We start from the raw sequence: 18740 nt of genomic DNA, 5'->3' as shown, positions 1-18740 counted from the left end.
TCCCCTCAGCCCCGGATCTTGAATCGGTCGCCGGTGTCCTCGCTCGGCTGGACAACGACGAAGCCCTGTCCCTTGAAGCCGATCTGGAAGGCCTCGCCGCTGCCGCGGCCGATGAGGGCGCTCGCCTTGATGGTGCGGCGGGCCTTCATCTCCAGGCCGGTCGTCCAGGCGACGAGGGCGTCCGGGTCGACGTATGTCTCGCGTTCGGCGCAGTCCAGGGCCATCGGAATGCCCCGGCTGACCAGGGCGACCCAGCCGGTGCCCTTGATGACGAGGTTGGTCAGGCCGGAGCCGGAGAGCTTCGCGAGTCCCTTGACCGGTTCGATGGCCAGTTCCAGCGAGGCGTCACAGGCCAGCAGGGTGGCACCGTTGACCGACAGGGCCTCGCCGTTGAGGTGCAGGACGAGGATGTCACCGCCGTAGTCCGCGAGGTACAGGTCGCCGTCACCGCGGGCCAGCATCAGCCGGCCGCCCTCGCCGCTGACCATCTCCTCCGCCGAGCGGCGCAGGCTCGCGGGCGCCCCGTCGAACTGCACATAGCCGTCGTAGGCGATCATCGAGCCGGCCTTGGCGATCAGGTCCTGCCCGGTGACCATGGTGACCTTGAGCGTCTTGGAGCTGTGCACACTCATGCGGACGCCGGTCGCGGCGGCGCGGTGCGCACTCAGAGTCTGGGAGTCCATGGCCTCACACCTCGAAGGGCTGTACGACGACGAAGTTGCCGGGGGCGCCGCGGAACTGGAGGTTCACGGCCTCGGTGGTCTGCCGGGCGTACCCGGAGCGGCGCAGCCTGAGCGAGGTCGTGGTGACCGCCTGCGCGCCGGCGGACCAGGCGATGACGGCGTTGCCGTCGACGTAGGTGGCCGCGCCGACGGGCAGCACGACCGGCACGCCGCGTGTCTTGACGACGACCGCTCCCGTGCCGGAGAAGAGCATGCTGAAGAAGCCTCCGCCGGGCAGTCCCGCGCCCTCGATGCGGCGGACCTCGGTCTCCAGGGACTCGTCGAAGGCGAGCACGCCCTGGGCGCTGGTGTAGAGCTGCTCGCCCTGGAGGCGGATGACGAAGACCCGGCTGGCCTCGTCGGCGAGGAACACCTCGCCGTTGCCGGTGCAGCGCATCAGTGACATGCCCTGGCCGGTGAGGGCCCCGGTGAGCTTGCCGAGCAGGCCCGAGCCCTTGTGGGCGAAGTCGATGTCGCCCTGGTAGGCGACCATGCTGCCCTGCTTGGCGAGGATGGGGGCGTCCTTGGTGAGGGTGGCCCGCACCAGGTTCTGGTTCTGTTCCGTCCAGCGGTCGCCGACGGGGGCTTCCGCGTACTTGGTCAGGACGACCCGGACGTTGGCCTCGGGCGGCACGGGGGCGAGCTGGGTGCCGCCGCCGAAGGGCTGCGCCTGGCCGGGGACGGCTCCGGGAGCACCGGGAGGCGCGAACTGGCCGGCCACAGCGCCCGGGGGCGTGAACTGGCCGGCGGGTGCGCCGGGGGGCGCGTACTGGCCCGCCGGAGGTGCGCCGGGCGGCGTGAACGTCTGACCCGGCGGGGTGTACTGACCCGGAGGGGTGAACGTCTGCGGACTCGTCGGCGCGGCGGGCGCGGGCGGGGCGGTCCCGGCGATGGTCGGAGCGGCGTGGACGGACGGGGCGGGCGCGGGGGCCGCGGGGGCCTGCGGTGCGCCGAACGACGGCGACGGTGCGGGCGGCGTGGCGGCCTGCGGCGGCGGGGCGAAGGCCGGGGCCTGGGACTGGGCCGGGACCGCGGGCTGCTGGGGCGCGGACGCGGGCTCCTCCTCGGCGACCTCGCCGCCGAAGTTCTTCAGCAGTGCGTCCAGACCGCCGTCGAAGCCCTGGCCGACCGCGGCGAACCGCCAGACGTCCTTCAGATACAGGTCGCCCAGCATCACGGCGCGCTCGGTGGAGAACTCGCTGCCGTCGAACGAGTAGCGGGCCACCTCCTCGCCACCGGCGACGATACGGAGATAGCCGGGGGCGATCTGCGACATCTGGCCGGCGCCGTCAATCGTCGCCGTGAACGACAGCTTCTGGATCTGCGACGGAATCCGATCGAGTGTGACCCGGAACGACTCCGTGTCGCCCGACTGCTCGCCCAGGAGCTGGATGGAGTCCTCAGGGGACTTCGGCTGGTTGAAGAAGATGAAATACCGGTCGTCCGAGAGCCGTTCGTCGGCGTCGAGGCCGAAGCAGCTGATGTCGAAGGTCAGTCCGGGGCCCGAGATCTGTACTCCCACGTACAGGTCCGTGCCCGCGGTCAGGTCACTGATCTTGGCCTTGTGGCCGCGTTGGAATTCCCTGGCCATGCGTAACGACCGTCCCCCATCCCGAAAGCAAGTGCGTCGCGACAGGCTAACGGCAAACTCCGACACCGGCTCAGGTCGGTACAGATCCGGTACAAAAACCCGTTCGAGTCGTCGGTCAGACGCCCGGAAGATGCGGCAACCGGTCCGCGGCGACCACGCCCTCGAGATAGCCCTTGGCCCGCTCGGTGCGCGGATAGGCCTCCAGCAGCCGCCAGAAGCGGGGTCCGTGCCCGGGCACGAGCAGATGCGCAAGCTCGTGGAGCAGGACGTAGTCGACGACGTACTCCGGCATGCCCTGGAGCCGGTGCGAGAGCCGGATGCTGCCCTCGGCCGGGGTGCACGAGCCCCAGCGGGTGTTCTGGTTGGTGACCCAGCGGACCGAGGTGGGCCGCGCCCGGCCGTCGAAGTACTGGGCCGAAAGACGCTGGGCGCGCTCGGAGAGTTCGGTGTCGCCGAGGACCCGCTTGCTCTCCTGGGCGGCCAGCTTGTCGAGCATGACGCTCACCCAGCGCTGCTCCTCCGCCTCGGACATCCGGGCAGGGATGAGCACGACGGTGCGATCGCCCTCGCGGTACGCGGAGACCGTCCGGCGACGACGGCTGCTCCTGCGCACCTCGATCGCGCTCGCCCCCGAGCCGCTCGGCGGCTGGCTCGTCGTGCTGCGCTGTGGCATTCCGGCGCTGTGCAGTGGGTCGGCGGGCACGCCCTGACGTTACCCTCTGCACACGGGGGAAGTCCCGGCTCCGGGACGGTTCGGTTCCGATCGCCCACCATGCGTCTGATTTGTACGACGAATGGCCCCCACCTGTGGACAACTTTCGGCACCTGCCCCCCGGGTCCGGGCATGCTGGCATCGCCGCCGCAGCCGCGACCGACCGTGGTCCGGGCTCCGGCGGGCGGACGGGGACGTTCTACGAGGGCTACGGGGGCCTGTCATGCAAGCAGTGGTTCCGCTCGAGCACACGATGGTTCCGCAAATGAAGCCGGCGCTGCGGCGCGGCTGGCGCGATCTCAACACCGTGCAGTTCGGGATGACCCCGGCGCACGCGCTGACGCTGGGCCCCGTCGACACGGCGACGGGCAGCTTCCTCGACCTGCTCAACGGCACGCGCGGTCTCGCGCTGCTGCGGGAGGAGGGACGCCGTATGGATCTGCCCGACGGCCATGTCGACACGCTCGTGGGACGGCTGGCGCGGGCCGGACTCGTCGACGACGCCAGGGGCGGCGGGCCGGCCGCGGACGCGCTGCGGGGGAAGAAGGAGGTCCTCGACCGGCTGGCACCCGACCTGGCCTCCCTCTCGCTGACCACGTCGGAGCCGGGTGACGCGATGAGACTCCTGGCCGCCCGCCGCTCACTGCGCGTACAGGTCAGAGGGGCCGGCCGGGTGGGCGTGGCGTTGGCCGCACTGCTCTCGGGAGCCGGCGTCGGAGAGGTCGACGTGCGGGACGGCGGCCGGGTCGAGCCGGGGGACGTCGCCCCGGGCGGGCTCCCCGCCGCCTCGGTCGGCGACCGCAGGGACGTCGCCGCACGCCGGGCCGTGTCCGCGGCGGCCCCCGGACGCCCGCCGCGCAACGGCTCCCGGGCCTCGGTGACGGCGGACGACCCCGGGTTCTCCCTGGTCGTCCTCGCCCCGCGGGACGACGTCGAGGTCCACGCGCCCGCTCCCGCCACCGGCGAACCCCTCGTCCGGTCCGGCACACCGCATCTGTACGCCGGTGTGGTCGAGGCCACAGGGGTGGTCGGCCCTCTCGTCCTGCCGGGCGAGACGGGCTGCGCGGGCTGTCTGCACGAGACGCGGACCGACCGCGACCAGGCCTGGCCCCGGCTGGTGGCGCAGTGGCGCTCGGGCAGCAGGCGACTGTCGGTGCGCCCCTGTGACCTGGCGCTGGCCACGACGGTCGCCGGTCTCGCGGCCGCTCACGCGCTCGCCTTCCTGGACGGCCGCCTCCCGTCGAGCGCGGGCGCCCGCTGGGAGGTCTCACTGCCCGGTATGACCTGGCACGCCCGGCCGGTACCGCCGCATCCCGGCTGTCCGTGCGGGGCCGCGGAGAAAGGTAAGGGAGAACACACCTCCAAGGAGGAGGCTGCGCACGAGACAATGATGGAACAACGGTCGTCGGAGGAGTTGTGCCGCAAGGCAACCGCGCCACGGCCGGCTGGGACCTGGAGGGCGCATGTCTGATCTTCCCCGGAAGGCGGTCACCCGAACCGCCAAGCTCGCCGCGCTCCCGCTCGGCTTCGCCGGGCGGGCCACCTGGGGACTCGGCAAGCGGATCGTGGGCGAGTCCGCGGAGATCGTCGGCCGCGAACTGCAACAGCGCACCGCGGACCAGTTGTTCAAGGTGCTCGGAGAGCTCAAGGGCGGGGCCATGAAGTTCGGCCAGGCCCTGTCCGTCTTCGAGTCGGCGCTCCCCGAGGAGGTGGCCGGCCCCTACCGCGCGGCCCTGACGAAGCTCCAGGAGGCGGCGCCCCCGATGCCGACCCGCACCGTGCACGCGGTGCTCGAGGAGCGGCTGGGCGAGGGCTGGCGGGAACTGTTCGCCGAGTTCGACGACAAGCCCTCCGCGGCGGCGTCGATCGGCCAGGTCCACCGGGCCGTATGGCGTGACGGGCGCGAGGTGGCGGTCAAGGTCCAGTACCCGGGGGCCGGCGAGGCCCTGCTGTCCGACCTGACCCAACTGGGCCGCTTCGCCCGCCTGCTGGGGCCCCTGGTTCCCGGCATCGACATCAAGCCGCTCATCGCCGAGCTGCGCGACCGGGTCTCCGAGGAGCTCGACTACGGCCTGGAGGCGCAGGCCCAGCAGGCCCATGCCGAGGAGTTCGCGGACGATCCGGACGTCGTGGTTCCGGCCGTGGTCCACCAGAGCGACCAAGTCCTGATCACGGAGTGGATCGAGGGTGTCCCGCTGTCGGAGGTGATCTCGGACGGTACTCAGGAGCAGCGCGACCGCGCCGGGCAGCTCCTGGCCCGGTTCCTCTTCTCCGGCCCCGCCCGCACCGGCCTGCTGCACGCCGACCCGCACCCGGGCAACTTCCGGCTCCTGCCCGGCGGCCCGGACGGCGAGGAGGACTGGCGCCTGGGCGTCCTGGACTTCGGCACGGTCGACCGGCTCCAGGGCGGACTGCCGGACACCATCGGCACCTGCCTGCGCATGACGCTGGACGGCGAGGCGGAGGCGGTCTACGAACTCCTCCGCGTCGAGGGCTTCGTCAAGGAGTCCATAGAGCTGGATCCCGACGCGGTCCTCGACTACCTCCTGCCGATCATCGAACCGGCCGAGGTCGACGAGTTCACCTTCACCCGCGGCTGGATGCGCAGTCAGGCCGCCCGGATCGCCGACCCCCGCTCCCCCGCCCACCAACTGGGCAAACAGCTCAACCTCCCCCCGGCATACCTGCTGATACACCGGGTCACCCTGAGCACCATCGGTGTCCTGTGCCAGCTGGGCGCGACGGTGCGGTTGCGCGAGGAACTGGAGGAGTGGCTGCCGGGGTTCGTGCCGGAGGAGGAAGAGGACGAGCAGGAGTCGGCCGCGGAGGCGTGAGCCGGGCCCGGTTGCGCACAACGCACCGCGGGGGCCGGTCCGTTGGACGGACCGGCCCCCGCGGGGAACTACCGGGTCGGGTTACCGCACCGGGTCGCGTTACTGCATGACGGCCATGGCCAGCGCTCGGCGAGCACGCAGGGAGGCGCGCTCGGCCCGGCGCTGCATCCGGCGGGCGGTCGCCAGGCGGATCGCCCGGCGTTCCTGCTCGGCCTCCTGCAGCCGGTCGTGCATATGCGCACGAGCCAGGGCTTCTGGGATGAGTTGCATCTCTCGGGTCCTGTTCTGACGCGAGTCGTTCGCGTCGGTGGTGGTGAAGTCTGGGATCGCGGAGCCTGCGGGCTCGCTGGTGGACGGCTTCATCGGGGCCTGCTTCGTGGGGTCGTTCGTGAGGGGGCGGTCGATCGTTCCTGCGATGTTCATGCCGAGACCGGGTTCTTGCGCGGGCGGCCACGCGGCCGCTTCCGGGCGACGACGACACCCTGGACGAACAGCTCTCCACCCCAGACGCCCCAGGGCTCACGCCGCTCCTTGGCGCCGGCGAGGCATGCCTCCATCAGCGGGCAGGTACGGCAGAGGGACTTGGCGTACTCAACGTCGGCCGGCGACTCGGCGAAGAAGACCTCCGGGTCGTAGGAACGGCAGGGGACGGGTACGCCGAGGTTCTCGATGGCGTCGTCGAGCGCGGTGAGCGCAGTGAGCGGGATCAAGGTGGAGTCCTCCGTGAGGCCGGGCGGGGGGATCGTTTCGGAAGGCGGTACGGACGGGGCGTGCGCTTCGAGTTGCACGGTTCGTCTTCCTCGTCTGTTCGGTCCGGCCCTGTAGGACCGGTGGTCGCTTGGTACCGGGTTCTTTTCTTGTCCCGAGGCCCCTTCGCTCCGCTCTCCCCGTTCGGGGAAAACAGAAGGGCCGCGGATCCCGGATGGGGTTCCGCGGCCCTGAAGGCGCCGGCCTGATCGACGATCAGGCTGGATCACTCCAGGGTTCTGGCCCACGGAAGGCCCACATCAGGTGGTGCTGCGTCGTCTGCTTCCGGAATCCGGCACCGGCCGCCGCAAAGGCATAGACATGCGCCTGTGCCACTACTGCTTCCAGTGCCTTGGTCGGTCGCTCATTGCGCTCACGGACGGGAAGGACCGCGAGAGACACGGAGGACGCCGGACGCACGGCAGGAATGCCGGACACACCGGTGCCCAGGTTCGAAACGCCGAGCATGCACATGGAGACGACCGAGCGATCGGTCAGTTTGGCGGTGCTGATGGCCTGGCTGCTGTTGATGCTGATCACTTCAATCGCCTCCTCTCGGCGTCTCGGGGGACGGCGGCGCGAGCCGCTGTCCTACGGATATGCAAGTAGAGCACGGAATCGGGGCCTCCGAGAAGGCCTCCGTCCCCGTGGCTAAGAACCTATGGGGATTGCTGGGGCATGCGCAAACTATTTTTCCGACGAGTTGAAATCAGCCCTCGTCTTCTTCCTCCGCAACCTCCCGGCCTGCGCAGATGGTCAGCACATCGGCTCCGTAGCGGTTGAGCTTGCGCAGCCCGACGCCCGGGATCCGCGCCAGCTCGTGCTCGTCGTCGGGAACGGTCTCGGCGATGGCCATCAGCGTCTTGTCCGTGAAGACGCAGAAGGCCGGCTGTCCGCTGCGCTGCGCCTGTACGGCACGCCAGTCGCGCAGCCGCTCGTACAGTCCCTCGTCCATGTCGGAGGGACAGTCCTCGCAACGCATGAGCTTCAGCTCGCCCGCGTCGGTGAGCGTGCGCCCGCACACCCGGCAGCGCGCCGGGGTGCGCTGGGTGCGTCTCGGGGCGGCGCCGACGGCGCTCGTGAAGCCGCGCTCGACGCCTCCGGGGCCGCCGCCGACGCTCCGCCCCGTGGTGGCGGTGGAGCCGGGGCGCAGCCCGTCGAGGAAGCGGCTCGGGCGGCGGTTGGGGCGGCCGCCGGGCGAGCGGGAGAGCGACCAGGAGACATGGAGGCGCTCGCGAGCGCGGGTGACGCCGACATAGAGGAGCCGGCGTTCCTCCTCGATCTGCTCGTCGGTCTTCGCGTAGGTGATCGGCATCATGCCCTCGGCGACACCGACCAGGAACACGGCATCCCACTCCAGACCCTTGGCCGAGTGCAGCGAGGCGAGGGTGACGCCCTCGACGGTCGGGGCGTGCTGGGCGCCGGCCCGCTCGTCGAGTTCGGCCATGAGGTCGTTCAGGGTGGCGCCGGATCGCGCGGCGGTGAAGTCCTGCGCGAGGTTCACCAGGGCGGCCAGCGACTCCCAGCGCTCCCTGACGGCCCCGGAGCCGGCCGGCGGCGCGGTGGTCCAGCCCTCGCCCGACAGCACGGCACGCACCTGGGAGGGCAGGTCCACGGCGTCGTCCAGCCGCGAGTCGTTGCCGCCGAAGCGGGCCGCGCCCCGGAGGTTGACGATGGCCCTGCGTACCTCGGGCCGGTCGAAGAACCGCTCGGCGCCGCGCAGTTGGTAGGGCACACCGGCGTCGGCGAGGGCCTGTTCGTAGGTCTCCGACTGGGAGTTGGTGCGGAACAGGACGGCGATCTCGCTGGCCCTGACGCCCGCGTTCATGAGTTCCCGGATGCGGCGGGCGGCACCCTCGGCCTCGGCGGGCTCGTCGGTGTACTCGGTGTAGACGGGCTCGGGGCCGGGCCGGCGCTGGGAGATCAGTTCCAGCCGGTGGTCGGCGGCGCGGCCGCGGGCCTGGGCGAGCAGGCCGTTGGCGAGATGGACGACCTGGGGGGTGGAGCGGTAGTCGCGGACCAGCTTGACGACGGTGGCGCCGGGGTGGCGGGTGCGGAAGTCGAGGAGATGGTCGGGAGTTGCCCCGGTGAACGAATAGATCGTCTGGCTGGCGTCACCGACGACGCACAGGGTGTCGCGCTGTCCGAGCCACAGCTCCAGCAGGCGCTGCTGGAGGGGGCTGACGTCCTGGTACTCGTCGACGACGAAGTGCTGGTACTGGGCACGGACCTGCTCGGCGATGTCGTGCCGGTCCTGGAGGACGGCGACGGTCAGCAGCAGGACGTCCTCGAAGTCGATGACGGCACGGTCGCGTTTGATGTCCTCGTAGGCGGCGTAGAGCTGGGCGATCTCGGCTGCGGCGCGAGGGGTCTCACGCCCGGCCTTCGCGGCTGCGAGGGCGTAGTCGGAGGGCACGGTCTGAGTGACCTTGGACCACTCGATCTCGCCGGTGACGTCCCGCAGCTCGCCCCGGTCGAGGCGGATGCGGCAGGCGGCGGCCGCGTCGGCGACGAGCTGGACCTTGCGGTCGATGAGCCGGGGCATGGAGCCACCGACTGCTTTCGGCCAGAAGTACTGGAGCTGCCGCAGGGCCGCCGAGTGGAACGTACGCGCCTGGACACCCGCGGCACCGAGCTGGCGCAGGCGTCCGCGCATCTCCCCGGCGGCACGGTTGGTGAAGGTGACGGCGAGCACGCTGGAGGGCTGGAGGATCCCGGCCCGGACCCCGTAGGCGATGCGGTGGGTGATCGCCCGGGTCTTGCCGGTGCCGGCGCCCGCCAGCACGCACACCGGCCCGTGCAGGGCGGTGGCCACCTCACGCTGCTCGGGGTCCAGCCCTTCGAGCACCGCGTCGGCCGTGTCCGGTGTGTGCGGGAAGAGCGTGGAGTGCGTTGCTGCTGTCACACGGCCATGCTGCCAGGTCGGCGGAGGCGGGTGAGCCGGTTGTCCACAGGCAGGTAGCCGCAGTCGTACTAATGCGGCAGGCGTCACCTGGCCAAGCACCCCGGGGCGGGAATGGCGTCCCGGTCGCATACGTTCCCCGTAGGACGGCCTCGTCCCCGAGCCACCGAAGGAGCACGCGAGACATGCAGGGCACTGTGACGATGTACAGCACCACCTGGTGCGGTTACTGCCAGCGGCTGAAGAAGCAGCTGGACCGCGAGGGCATCGCGTACACCGAGATCAACATCGAGCAGGACCCGGCGTCCGCGGCCTTCGTGGAGAAGGCGAACGGCGGGAATCAGACAGTCCCGACTGTACTTTTCGCGGACGGTTCGACGCTGACCAACCCGTCGCTGGCACAGGTGAAGCAGAAGATCAGCGCGTAGGTGCGCGGGCACGGAGGCGGTTCCTGGGGCGGCTCAGGAACCGCCTTCTTGTGGTTTGTCCCACACCGCCGTATAGCGCCACAGCAGTCGGCGCCGGTAACGGCAGCCGGGCAGAAGACGGCGGGCGGCCCGGCGGGCCTCGCCCCAGTGCATGGCCGGGTCCTCCATGGGCATACCGGCCGGGGCCCGCTTGCCGCCCTGCTTGCGCCTGAGGAACAGCGAGACGGGCACGCCACAGCCGCTGATCACCCAGTCCAGCCCTGTCTTGTTGTGGGCCATCCCGACGATCACGAGCCGTCCACCGGGGGCCAGCAGCCGGACCAGGCCGGCGACCGCGTCCTCGAAGGGCGCGTGATGCACCACGGCGACCGCGCTGACGAAGTCGTACGTGCCCGCGGGGAGGGCCGTTCCGTCGAGGTAGTCCGCCTCCAGGAACGTGATGTTCCCGGAGGCGGCCGCGCGTGCCTGCCGGATCATCTCCGGCGAGCGGTCGACGCCCGTGACGGACGCGGCCCTGCCGGCCAGCTTGCGGGCGAGCACCCCGTCCCCGCACCCGACGTCCAGGGCCTCCCGGCAGCCGTCAGGGACGGCGTCGAGCACCAGGGGGTGGTAGTGGACGTTGTGGTTCCAGTACAGGTCGGACATGCCCGGCCTCTCAGACGAAGCTCCTCGTCGGCAACGGCTTGCCGTACCAGAGCTCGATCAGACGGGCCGCGATCGAGATTCCGTACGGCGGCAGGACCTCGCCGGACTCGAAGGCGGCCTGGAGGTCGTCGCGGGAGAACCAGCGGGCCTCGTGGATCTCGTCGCCGTCGACGTTGATGTCGGTGGAGGTGGCGCGGGCCATGAAACCGAGCATGAGGCTGGAGGGGAACGGCCAGGGCTGGCTGGCGACGTACTCGACCGGGCCGACGGTGATGCCGGCCTCCTCGAAGACCTCGCGGCGCACCGACTGCTCGATGGACTCGCCCGGTTCGACGAAGCCGGCCAGCGTCGAGAAGCGGCCCTCCGGCCAGTGCACCTGGCGGCCCAGCAGGATGCGGTCCTCGTCGTCCGTGACGGCCATGATCACGGCCGGGTCGGTACGCGGGTAGTGCTCGGCGCCGCAGGCCTGGCAGCGGCGGATGTGGCCGGCCGCGGCGATGACGGTGCGCTCGCCGCAGCGGGAGCAGAAGCGGTGGGTGCGCTGCCAGTTCTCCAGGCCGACCGCGTGCACCATCAGGCCCGCCTCGCGCGCGGACAGCAGCAGTCCGGCCTCGCGCAGACCGGCGGGGCGCGCGGACTGGTCGATTCGGCCGGGAAGGGCGTCCTTCTGGAGGGCGAAGTAGCGGACGCCTTCCTCGTCGATGCCGAGGAAGTAGCGGTGCGCCTCGGTGAGCGGGGCCTCGAAGGAGGGGGTCATGACGAGTTCGGTACGGCCGTCCGGCGTCTCGTCGATGAGGACCTGACCTCCGGAGACCACGAAGCAGCGGGTCGAGGGGTGGCTCCACGCCGCCGCGAGCCAGGCCTCGTCGAGCCGGTGGTGCGCGGCGCGGTCGATGCCGCTGGGGGCGGTGAGCGAGACAGGACGGTCGGCGGTGTGGTCGGTCCAGGTGGTCACGGGTGCTTCCAACTCCCCCGGTGCAACGGATTGTTTCGGCGGGCGGTTCGTGGGACGTACGACGGAGACGACCGGGCCCGGCGGGCTTCGCGGTGCGGGGCGGCTCTTTCAGTGTGCCCCGCGCGCTGCCGGTCCGGGCGGCGCGGGACGGTCAGGGCGCATGGCTCCAGTGCTCGGCGAGATCACCCCACAGGTACGCGGAGGTCTCGACGCCCTTGAGCAGCAGATCGAGCTCGACCTTCTCGTTGGGCGCGTGCCAGCCGTCGGAGGGCACGGAGATGCCGAGGAACAGCACGGGTGCGCCGAGGACTTCCTGGAGGTCGGCGGCCGGGCCCGAGCCGCCCTCGCGGGTGAAGCGGACCGGCTGGTCGAAGGCGCGGCCCATGGCCCGTACGACGGAGGTGAGGGCGGGGTGGTCCAGCGGGGTCAGGCACGGGCGCGTGGCGGCGCCGAAGGTGATCTCCTGCCGGATCCCGGCGGGCACCTGTTCGACGGCCCAGGCGCGGACGGCCTTCTCGATGTGGCCGGGGTCCTGGCCGGCCACCAGCCGGAAGGAAAGCTTGACCATCGCGGAGGACGGGACGATCGTCTTGTTGCCGGGGCCCTGGTAGCCGCCGCCGATGCCGTTGACCTCGGCGGTGGGGCGGGCCCAGACGCGCTCCAGGGTGGTGTGTCCGGCCTCGCCGTGGGTGGCGTGCGACTTGGCGGTGCGCAGCCACTGTTCCTCGTCGAAGGGCAGCTCGGCGAAGAGCTCCCGCTCACGGTCGGTGAGTTCGACGATGCCGTCGTAGAAGCCGGGGACCGCCACGCGCGCGTGCTCGTCGTGCAGCGCGGCGACGAGGCGGGCGGCGGCCGTGGCCGGGTTGGGGACGGCGCCGCCGAAGGAGCCGGAGTGGATGTCCTGGTCGGGGCCGTACAGGCGGATCTCGCATTCGGCGAGGCCGCGCATGCCGGTGCACACGGTGGGGGTGTCCTCGGCCCACATGCCGGTGTCGGAGACGATCACGGCATCGGCGGCGAGCCGGTCGGCGCGCTCCTCGACCAGCGCGCGGAAGTGCGGGGAGCCGGACTCCTCCTCGCCCTCGACGAGCAGCTTCAGGTGCACCGCCGGGGCGGTGCGGCCGGTGGCGGCGAGGTGGGCGCGGACGCCGAGGGTGTGGAAGAAGACCTGGCCCTTGTCGTCGGCCGCCCCGCGCGCGTAGAGACGGTTGTCGCGGACGACCGGCTCGAAGGGGTCGCTGTCCCAGCCGTCCTCGCGGGCGGCGGGCTGTACGTCGTGGTGGCCGTAGACGAGGACCGTGGGCGCCGCGGGGTCCCCGGCGGGCCAGTCGGCGAAGACGGCGGGCGCGCCCGGGGTCTCCCAGACCTCGACCGTGGGGAAACCGGTCTCCTTGAGCTTGGCGGCGAGCCAGTCGGCGCTGCGGCGTACATCGGGTCCGTGGTCGGGCTGGGCCGAGACGGACGGGATGCGCAGCCATTCGGCGAGGTCGTCGAGGAAGGCGGCGCGGTGCTGCTCGATGTACGGACGGACAGCGCTGACGACACTGTCAACGGGTTGGCTCATGGTCATGAGCCTATCGGCCCGCACCGACATCCTCGGTGGGCGGTTCCTCACAGTTCGCCGGCTCGAAGCCGTCCGACCGCCCTCCCGGTTCCTGGGTGAGCAGCCGCTCCAGGGCGGCCCGGTCCGGCAGGTTCCTGGGGCGTACGACGTCTCCGGTGCGGACGTACAGGAACGTCGCAGTGACCGATTCCACAGGCACACCCTGCCGCTCGGCCCAGGCCAGCCGGTACACGGCGAGTTGCAGGGGGTCGGCGGTGCGGGTGCGGCCGGTCTTCCAGTCGACGATCTCGTACGTCGTGGTGTCCCCGTCGCTGTGCCGGTAGACGGCGTCGATACGGCCCCGGATCACGCGGCCGGCGATGGCGAGCTGGAAGGGCGTCTCGAGGCGGTAGGGGGTGCGGTGGGCGTACTCGGTGCGCTCGAAGGCGTCCTTGAAGGCTTCCAGGTCGCGTTCGTCGGCGATCTCGGCGTCGCTGCCGGGCAGGTCGTCCGGCTCCAGCATGGGCAGGGTCAGGGCTTCGAAGCGGGCCTCGACCCAGGCGTGGAAGCGGGTGCCCTGACGTGCGGCGGGTTGCGGAGGGCGCGGCATGGGGCGCGCGAGTTCCTGCGCGAGCCCGTCGGGGTCGGCGGCCAGGCGGAGCACCTGGGACGCGGTGAGCGACGCGGGCAGGGGTACGTCGGTGACCGCTTGCCGCGTGCGCAGCAGTTCGCCGGTGAGCGCGTCGAGATCGCGGTCCCAGGAGGCGATGGCTCGGGCTTCCTCCGGGGTGAGGGGTTCCGGTTCCGCGGGGTGGGGGCGGGCCGGTGCGGTGACGGGCTCCGGGGCGGTGGCCTGGTGCGGGACGGCCGGGCGGTCCGTCGTGAAGGTGTCCCAGTCGTCGGGGACGTCTACCCCGACGGTCTCGTCCTCGAAGGGGGACTCCTCGGCGTACGTCGGTTCGTCGTCGTGCGGCGCCTCGTCGTCGTCCGGCGGCGGGGGCCAGTCCGGGTCGTCGTAGGTGTCCGGGTCGTGTACGGCCGCGGGGTGGGTGTCCGGGTGGGCGGCGAGGTCCTCCAGGTGGTCCAGGACCGTCTGGGCGGCAGCCCGGCGTCGGGCCAGGGCCCTGTCGTCCAGGGGGAGGGGCCAGATCTGGTCCTCGGTCCGGCTGTGCAGGGCGGGGTTCTCCTCGTCCTCGGCCGGCTCGTCGGCCCATGCCTCGATCTCGCCGTGGCCGGCCGTGCAGTGGTCGTGCAGGGCCTGGAGGAAGTCGGAGGGTCCCCGGGGCTTCTTCTGGGTGGGTCCCCACCAGTGGCCTGAGCCGAGCAGGAGGGAGCGGGGGCGGGTGAAGGTGACGTAGCCGAGGCGCAGTTCCTCGGTGTGCTGGTGGTCCTTCATGGCCTCGTGGAATGCCTTCATGCCCCGTGCGTCCCAGGAGGTGATGTCGGGGAGGGTGTCGGTGTCGCCGCGCAGCGCGTGCGGCAGCACCTTGCCCTGGGCGGTCCACTTCTCGCGGCCCTGGCTGCTCGGGAACGTCCCGGTGACCAGGCCGGGGACGGCGACGACGTCCCACTCCAGGCCCTTGGACTTGTGCGCGGTGAGCACCTTGACGGTGTTCTCGCCGCCGGGCAGGGCGTTGTCGAGGCCCTTCTCGTACTGGGCGGCGGTGCGCAGGAAACCGAGGAAGGCGAGGAGGCTCGCCTCGTTGTCCCCGGCCGCGAAGGAGGCGGCGATGTCGAGGAAGTTGGACAGGGTCTCGCGGCGGCGGGCGGCCAACGCGTGCGGGGACGCCGAGAGTTCGACCTCCAGGCCGGTGACGGCGAGGACGCGGTGCAGGACGTCCATCAGGGGGTCGGCGAGAGAGCGGCGCAGGTCGCGCAGTTCGGCGGCCAGACGCGCGAACCGCACGCGCGCGTCCGGTGAGAAGGGCAGCCCGTCGTCGTCCTCGTCGTCGCTGTAGAGGGGCGTCTCCAGGAAGGTCTCCAGGGCGTCGGCGAGCGATATCACCTCGGCCGGGTCGACCCCCTCGACGGCCTCGGCGAGCCGGCGGTCGGGGTCGTCGCCGTCGTCCACACGCGTGTGGGAGACCAGACGCCGGGCACGCCTGCCGAGGAGGGCGAGGTCACGCGGGCCGATCCGCCAGCGCGGGCCGGTCAAGAGGCGGACGAGGGAGGCGTTGGCGCCGGGGTCCTGGAGGACCTCGCAGACGGCGACCAGGTCGGCGATCTCGGGCAGGTGCAGCAGGCCCGAGAGGCCGACCACCTCCACCGGGACGTCCCGGTCGACGAGGGCGCCCTGGATCTCGGCGAAGTCGGTCGCGGTGCGGCACAGGACGGCGATCTCGCCGGGCGCCTTCCCGGTCCGTACGAGATGGGCGATCGAGTCCGCGAGCCAGTCCATCTCCTCGGCGTGCGTGGGCAGGAGGGCGCAGCGCACCATGCCGTCGCGTTCGGCGCCGGGGGCCGGGCGGAGGGCCTCCACGCCCGCGTGCATGGCGCGCAGGGGCTCGGCGAGGCCGTTGGCGAGGTCGAGGAGGCGGCCGCCGCTGCGGCGGTTCTCGCTGAGCGATTGGCGGGTGGCGGGGCGGCCGTCGGGGTGGGCGAAGTGTTCGGGGAAGTCGTCGAGGTTGGCGACGGAGGCTCCCCGCCAGCCGTAGATGGCCTGGCAGGGGTCGCCGACGGCGGTGACCGGGTGGCCGGTGCCGCCGCCGAACAGACCCGCCAGCAGGACGCGCTGGGCGACCGAGGTGTCCTGGTACTCGTCGAGCAGCACCACCCGGAACTCGTCCCGCAGGATGCCGCCCACCTCGGGAATCCCCGCGAGGCGTGCGGACAGGGCGATCTGGTCGCCGAAGTCGAGCAGGTCGCGTTCGCGTTTGGCGGCGCGGTAGCGGACGACCAGGTCGGCGAGTTCGCGGCGGGCGGCGGCCGCCTCGGGGACCTTGCGCAGGGCGTCGTTGGTGAGCTTGGCGCCCTGGAGGGTCAGCAGCAGCTGGGCGTCGTGGGCGCGCACCTGCTCGGGGCGGACCAGGTGCTCGGCGAGTTCGGCGTCGAGGGTGAGGAGGTCGCTGACCAGGTCGGCGAAGGAGCGGGTCAGGGCCGGGTAGGGGCCGGGGGCCTCCCGCAGCACGCGCGCGGCGAGCTGGTAGCGGGTGGCGTCGGCGAGGAGGCGGGAGGTCGGTTCGAGGCCGATGCGCAGGCCGTGGTCGGTCAGCAGGCGGCCCGCGAAGGCGTGGTAGGTGGAGATCACGGGCTCGCCCGGCGGGTTGTCCGGGTCGATGACGTCGGGGTCGGTGACGCCCGCCCTGACGAGTGCCTTGCGGACGCGCTCGGCGAGTTCACCGGCGGCCTTGTTGGTGAAGGTGAGGCCGAGGACCTGTTCGGGGGCGACCTGGCCGGTGCCGACCAGCCAGACCACGCGGGCCGCCATCACCGTCGTCTTGCCCGAGCCGGCGCCGGCCACGATCACCTGCGGGGCGGGCGGCGCGGTGATGCAGGCCGTCTGCTCCGGGGTGAACGGGATGCCGAGGAGCTCCTTGAGCTGATCGGGATGGGTGATACGGGCGGGCATGTCGCAGAGGCTAGCGGCGCCCACTGACAGCGGAGGACGAATCGCCCTTCGGGCCGGAGGATGCGCAGGTCAGCACGTGTGGTGCGACTGATCACACCGGCATGTTCACCTCACTCCACGACGTGTCGCCCCTCCGGCTGGACGCTGCACGACGCCCGGAACGCGCAGTGGGAACAGTGCTGCCCGGCGTTCGGTGTGAACCGTTCGTCGAGGACCTTGCCGGCCGCCGTAGCGAGCAGATCGCCGACCCACTCCCCCTCCAGCGGCTCCTGCGCCTGCACCTTCGGCAGCGTCTCGCCGCCGTCCCTCTTGGGGGCACCCTGGCGCAGGTGGACGAGCTCGGCGCCGCCCGGCTCGGGCCGTACGCCGTCGAAGGCCTCGTCGACGGCGCCCTCGCGCACGGCGAGCTGGTAGACGGCGAGTTGGGGGTGGCGTTCGACTTCGGCGGAGCTCACCGGCTGCTTGCCGGTCTTGAAGTCGACGACGTACGCGCGTCCCTCGCCGTCGGTCTCGACGCGGTCCATCTGGCCGCGGATGCGTACCTCGACCTCGCCCGCTTCGAGGGTGACGTCGAAGTCGTGCTCGCTGGCCACCGGTGTGCGGCCGGTGCGGTCCATGACGTGCCACTTCAGGAAGCGTTCGAGCGCCACGCGCGCGTGCTCCTTCTCCTGCGCCGACTTCCAGGGCGCGTCGAAGGCGAGCGCGTTCCACACGGAGTCGAGGCGCTCCATGAGCACGTCGAGGTCGGCGGGGGTGTGCCCGGAGGCGACCTCGTCGGCGAGGACGTGCACGACGTTGCCGAAGCCCTGAGCGACCGTCGCGGGCGCGTCGGCCTTCACCTCGCGACCCAGGAACCACTGGAGGGCGCAGGTGTTGGCGAGCTGGTCGAGGGCGCTGCCGGAGAGCACGACGGGCTGGTCGCGGTTGCGCAGCGGCACCTTGGACTCGGTCGGCTCGAACATGCCCCACCAGCGGTAGGGGTGCGCCGAGGGGACGAGCGGGCGGCCGTCCTCGTCGGCGAGGGCGGCGAGCCGGGCCAGTCGGCGGGCGGCGGCCTTCCTCAGGGTGTCGGAGACGCGGGGATCGACGGTGGTGGCGCGGAGTTCGGCGACCAGGGCGGCGACCGAGAGGGGGCGGCGCGGGCGGCCGATCACGTCCTTGGGTTCGACGCCGAGTTCGGTCAGGAAGCGGGAGGGCTGGTCGCCGTCGTCGGCCGGTGCCTTCACCGCCGTGACGACGAGTCGCTCACGCGCACGCGTGGCGGCCACGTAGAACAGGCGGCGCTCCTCGGCGAGCAGGGCGCCCGGGGTGAGCGGTTCGGCGAGTCCGTCCCGGCCGATGCGGTCGGCCTCCAGGAGGGAGCCGCGGCGGCGCAGGTCCGGCCACAGGCCCTCCTGGACGCCCGCGACGACGACCAGGCGCCACTCCAGGCCCTTGGAGCGGTGCGCGGTCATCAGGCGGACGGCGTCGGGGCGCACGGCACGCCGGGTGAGGGTGTCGGCGGCGATGTCCTCGGCGTCGATCTCCTCCAGGAAGTTCAGGGCGCCACGTCCTCCAGTGCGCTCCTCCGCGCGCGCGGCCGTCGCGAACAGCGCGCACACGGCGTCGAGATCCCGGTCCGCGTTGCGCCCCGCGGCGCCGCCGCGCCGGGCGGCCCGCTCCAGGCGCCCGGGCCACGGCGTGCCTTCCCACAGGTCCCACAGCGCCTCCTCGGCGCTGCCGCCGCTCGCGAGGCGCTCGCGGGCCTTGCCGAGCAGCGCGCCGAGCCGCTGGGCTCCCCGCGCGTACGCGGGGTCCTGCACGGCCAGGCGTTCGGGCTCGGCGAGCGCCCGCGCGAGCAGCACGTCGGAGGGCGGCGGCAGGGCGTTGCCCGCGGCCCGCTCCTCGTCCCGCAGGGCTCGCCCGAGGCGGCGCAGGTCGGCGGCGTCCATACCGGCGAGGGGGGAGGCGAGGAGGGTGAGGGCGGTCTCGGTGTCCAGCCAGGAGAGCTCCGCCGGCGCTGCCTCGGAATCCGACGGCACCTCCTCACGAGCGGCCTGCTCGTCCGGCGACGGTTCCTCAGAGGCGGCTCGCTCGTCCGACGGCGGTTCCGC

The 18740-nt window shown here is 72.1% G+C and carries 15 protein-coding genes; 3 read left to right on the top strand and 12 right to left on the bottom strand.

All coding sequences use genetic code 11. From position 1 onward, the window contains the following. Window positions 1–5: 5 nt before the first annotated feature. From ACGFWE_RS19645 to ACGFWE_RS19635, 3 genes are all read right to left on the bottom strand, one after another. Window positions 6–683 (bottom strand): AIM24 family protein, encoded by a 678-nt coding sequence (locus ACGFWE_RS19645; RefSeq protein ID WP_352390275.1) that lies wholly within the window; start codon window positions 681–683, stop codon window positions 6–8. 4 nt (window positions 684–687) lie between these two features. After that, window positions 688–2313 (bottom strand): TerD family protein, encoded by a 1626-nt coding sequence (locus ACGFWE_RS19640; RefSeq protein WP_393600582.1) that lies wholly within the window; start codon window positions 2311–2313, stop codon window positions 688–690. Window positions 2314–2428: 115 nt separating this feature from the next. After that, a complete protein-coding gene (locus ACGFWE_RS19635) occupies window positions 2429–3016 on the bottom strand; it encodes a M48 family metallopeptidase (RefSeq protein WP_352390277.1) in 588 nt (195 codons plus the stop codon). A gap of 262 nt (window positions 3017–3278) precedes the next feature. On the opposite strand from ACGFWE_RS19635, the gene ACGFWE_RS19630 reads away from it, so the two are divergent. Then, the gene (locus ACGFWE_RS19630; protein ID WP_393600581.1) at window positions 3279–4496 is read left to right on the top strand and encodes a TOMM precursor leader peptide-binding protein; all 1218 of its coding nucleotides are present in this window, start codon (window positions 3279–3281) and stop codon (window positions 4494–4496) included. Continuing rightward, window positions 4489–5859, top strand: a complete 1371-nt coding sequence (locus ACGFWE_RS19625; protein ID WP_352390279.1) for an AarF/ABC1/UbiB kinase family protein — start codon at window positions 4489–4491, stop codon at window positions 5857–5859. Before ACGFWE_RS19630 ends, ACGFWE_RS19625 begins: the two co-directional genes overlap by 8 nt. Window positions 5860–5958: 99 nt before the next feature. On the opposite strand, the gene ACGFWE_RS19620 is transcribed toward ACGFWE_RS19625, so the two are convergent. The 4 genes from ACGFWE_RS19620 to ACGFWE_RS19605 form a co-directional block, all read right to left on the bottom strand. Then, on the bottom strand, window positions 5959–6282 hold the full coding sequence (locus ACGFWE_RS19620; RefSeq protein ID WP_352390280.1) for a hypothetical protein: 324 nt from the start codon (window positions 6280–6282) through the stop codon (window positions 5959–5961). Beyond that, window positions 6279–6647 carry a WhiB family transcriptional regulator gene (locus ACGFWE_RS19615; RefSeq protein WP_351836836.1) on the bottom strand — a complete coding sequence of 123 codons (369 nt, stop codon included), beginning with the start codon at window positions 6645–6647 and terminating at the stop codon, window positions 6279–6281. Before ACGFWE_RS19615 ends, ACGFWE_RS19620 begins: the two co-directional genes overlap by 4 nt. A 175-nt stretch (window positions 6648–6822) precedes the next feature. Beyond that, the gene (locus ACGFWE_RS19610; RefSeq protein ID WP_352390281.1) at window positions 6823–7146 is read right to left on the bottom strand and encodes a hypothetical protein; all 324 of its coding nucleotides are present in this window, start codon (window positions 7144–7146) and stop codon (window positions 6823–6825) included. A gap of 169 nt (window positions 7147–7315) precedes the next feature. Then, on the bottom strand, window positions 7316–9640 hold the full coding sequence (locus tag ACGFWE_RS19605) for an ATP-dependent DNA helicase UvrD2 (RefSeq protein ID WP_352390282.1): 2325 nt from the start codon (window positions 9638–9640) through the stop codon (window positions 7316–7318). A gap of 53 nt (window positions 9641–9693) precedes the next feature. Between ACGFWE_RS19605 and ACGFWE_RS19600 the strand changes: the two genes are divergently transcribed. After that, window positions 9694–9936, top strand: a complete 243-nt coding sequence (locus tag ACGFWE_RS19600) for a mycoredoxin (protein WP_037719776.1) — start codon at window positions 9694–9696, stop codon at window positions 9934–9936. Window positions 9937–9969: 33 nt separating this feature from the next. On the opposite strand, the gene ACGFWE_RS19595 is transcribed toward ACGFWE_RS19600, so the two are convergent. From ACGFWE_RS19595 to ACGFWE_RS19575, 5 genes are all read right to left on the bottom strand, one after another. Further along, window positions 9970–10581 (bottom strand): class I SAM-dependent methyltransferase, encoded by a 612-nt coding sequence (locus ACGFWE_RS19595; protein WP_393600580.1) that lies wholly within the window; start codon window positions 10579–10581, stop codon window positions 9970–9972. 10 nt (window positions 10582–10591) lie between these two features. Then, complete coding sequence (gene nudC / locus ACGFWE_RS19590; protein WP_352390284.1) at window positions 10592–11536, bottom strand: NAD(+) diphosphatase; 945 nt, start codon at window positions 11534–11536, stop codon at window positions 10592–10594. Window positions 11537–11687: 151 nt separating this feature from the next. Then, the gene (locus ACGFWE_RS19585) at window positions 11688–13100 is read right to left on the bottom strand and encodes a dipeptidase (protein ID WP_352390285.1); all 1413 of its coding nucleotides are present in this window, start codon (window positions 13098–13100) and stop codon (window positions 11688–11690) included. A gap of 10 nt (window positions 13101–13110) precedes the next feature. Then, complete coding sequence (locus ACGFWE_RS19580; RefSeq protein WP_393600579.1) at window positions 13111–16647, bottom strand: UvrD-helicase domain-containing protein; 3537 nt, start codon at window positions 16645–16647, stop codon at window positions 13111–13113. A 110-nt stretch (window positions 16648–16757) separates the two neighbouring features. Then, a partial coding sequence (locus ACGFWE_RS19575) for a PD-(D/E)XK nuclease family protein (protein WP_393600578.1) occupies window positions 16758–18740 on the bottom strand: 1983 nt, incomplete at its 5' end.

The sequence above is a fragment of the Streptomyces sp. NPDC048523 genome (genome assembly GCF_043199815.1).
Classification (GTDB): Bacteria; Actinomycetota; Actinomycetes; order Streptomycetales; family Streptomycetaceae; genus Streptomyces.
Note: the sequence above shows the minus strand (reverse complement) of the source record. Positions and strands in the feature narration are given on the sequence as shown.

Excerpts from the sequence above, each read along its gene's own strand:
- ACGFWE_RS19585 (WP_352390285.1), bottom strand. The coding sequence starts at position 13,100 with ATGAGCCAACCCGTTGACAGTGTCGTCAGCGCTGTCCGTCCGTACATC.
- ACGFWE_RS19580 (WP_393600579.1), bottom strand. The coding sequence starts at position 16,647 with ATGCCCGCCCGTATCACCCATCCCGATCAGCTCAAGGAGCTCCTCGGC.
- ACGFWE_RS19645 (WP_352390275.1), bottom strand. The coding sequence starts at position 683 with ATGGACTCCCAGACTCTGAGTGCGCACCGCGCCGCCGCGACCGGCGTC.
- ACGFWE_RS19630 (WP_393600581.1), top strand. The coding sequence starts at position 3,279 with ATGGTTCCGCAAATGAAGCCGGCGCTGCGGCGCGGCTGGCGCGATCTC.
- ACGFWE_RS19605 (WP_352390282.1), bottom strand. The coding sequence starts at position 9,640 with ATGCGACCGGGACGCCATTCCCGCCCCGGGGTGCTTGGCCAGGTGACG.
- ACGFWE_RS19640 (WP_393600582.1), bottom strand. The coding sequence starts at position 2,313 with ATGGCCAGGGAATTCCAACGCGGCCACAAGGCCAAGATCAGTGACCTG.
- ACGFWE_RS19600 (WP_037719776.1), top strand. The coding sequence starts at position 9,694 with ATGCAGGGCACTGTGACGATGTACAGCACCACCTGGTGCGGTTACTGC.
- ACGFWE_RS19620 (WP_352390280.1), bottom strand. The coding sequence starts at position 6,282 with ATGAACATCGCAGGAACGATCGACCGCCCCCTCACGAACGACCCCACG.
- ACGFWE_RS19595 (WP_393600580.1), bottom strand. The coding sequence starts at position 10,581 with ATGTCCGACCTGTACTGGAACCACAACGTCCACTACCACCCCCTGGTG.
- ACGFWE_RS19625 (WP_352390279.1), top strand. The coding sequence starts at position 4,489 with ATGTCTGATCTTCCCCGGAAGGCGGTCACCCGAACCGCCAAGCTCGCC.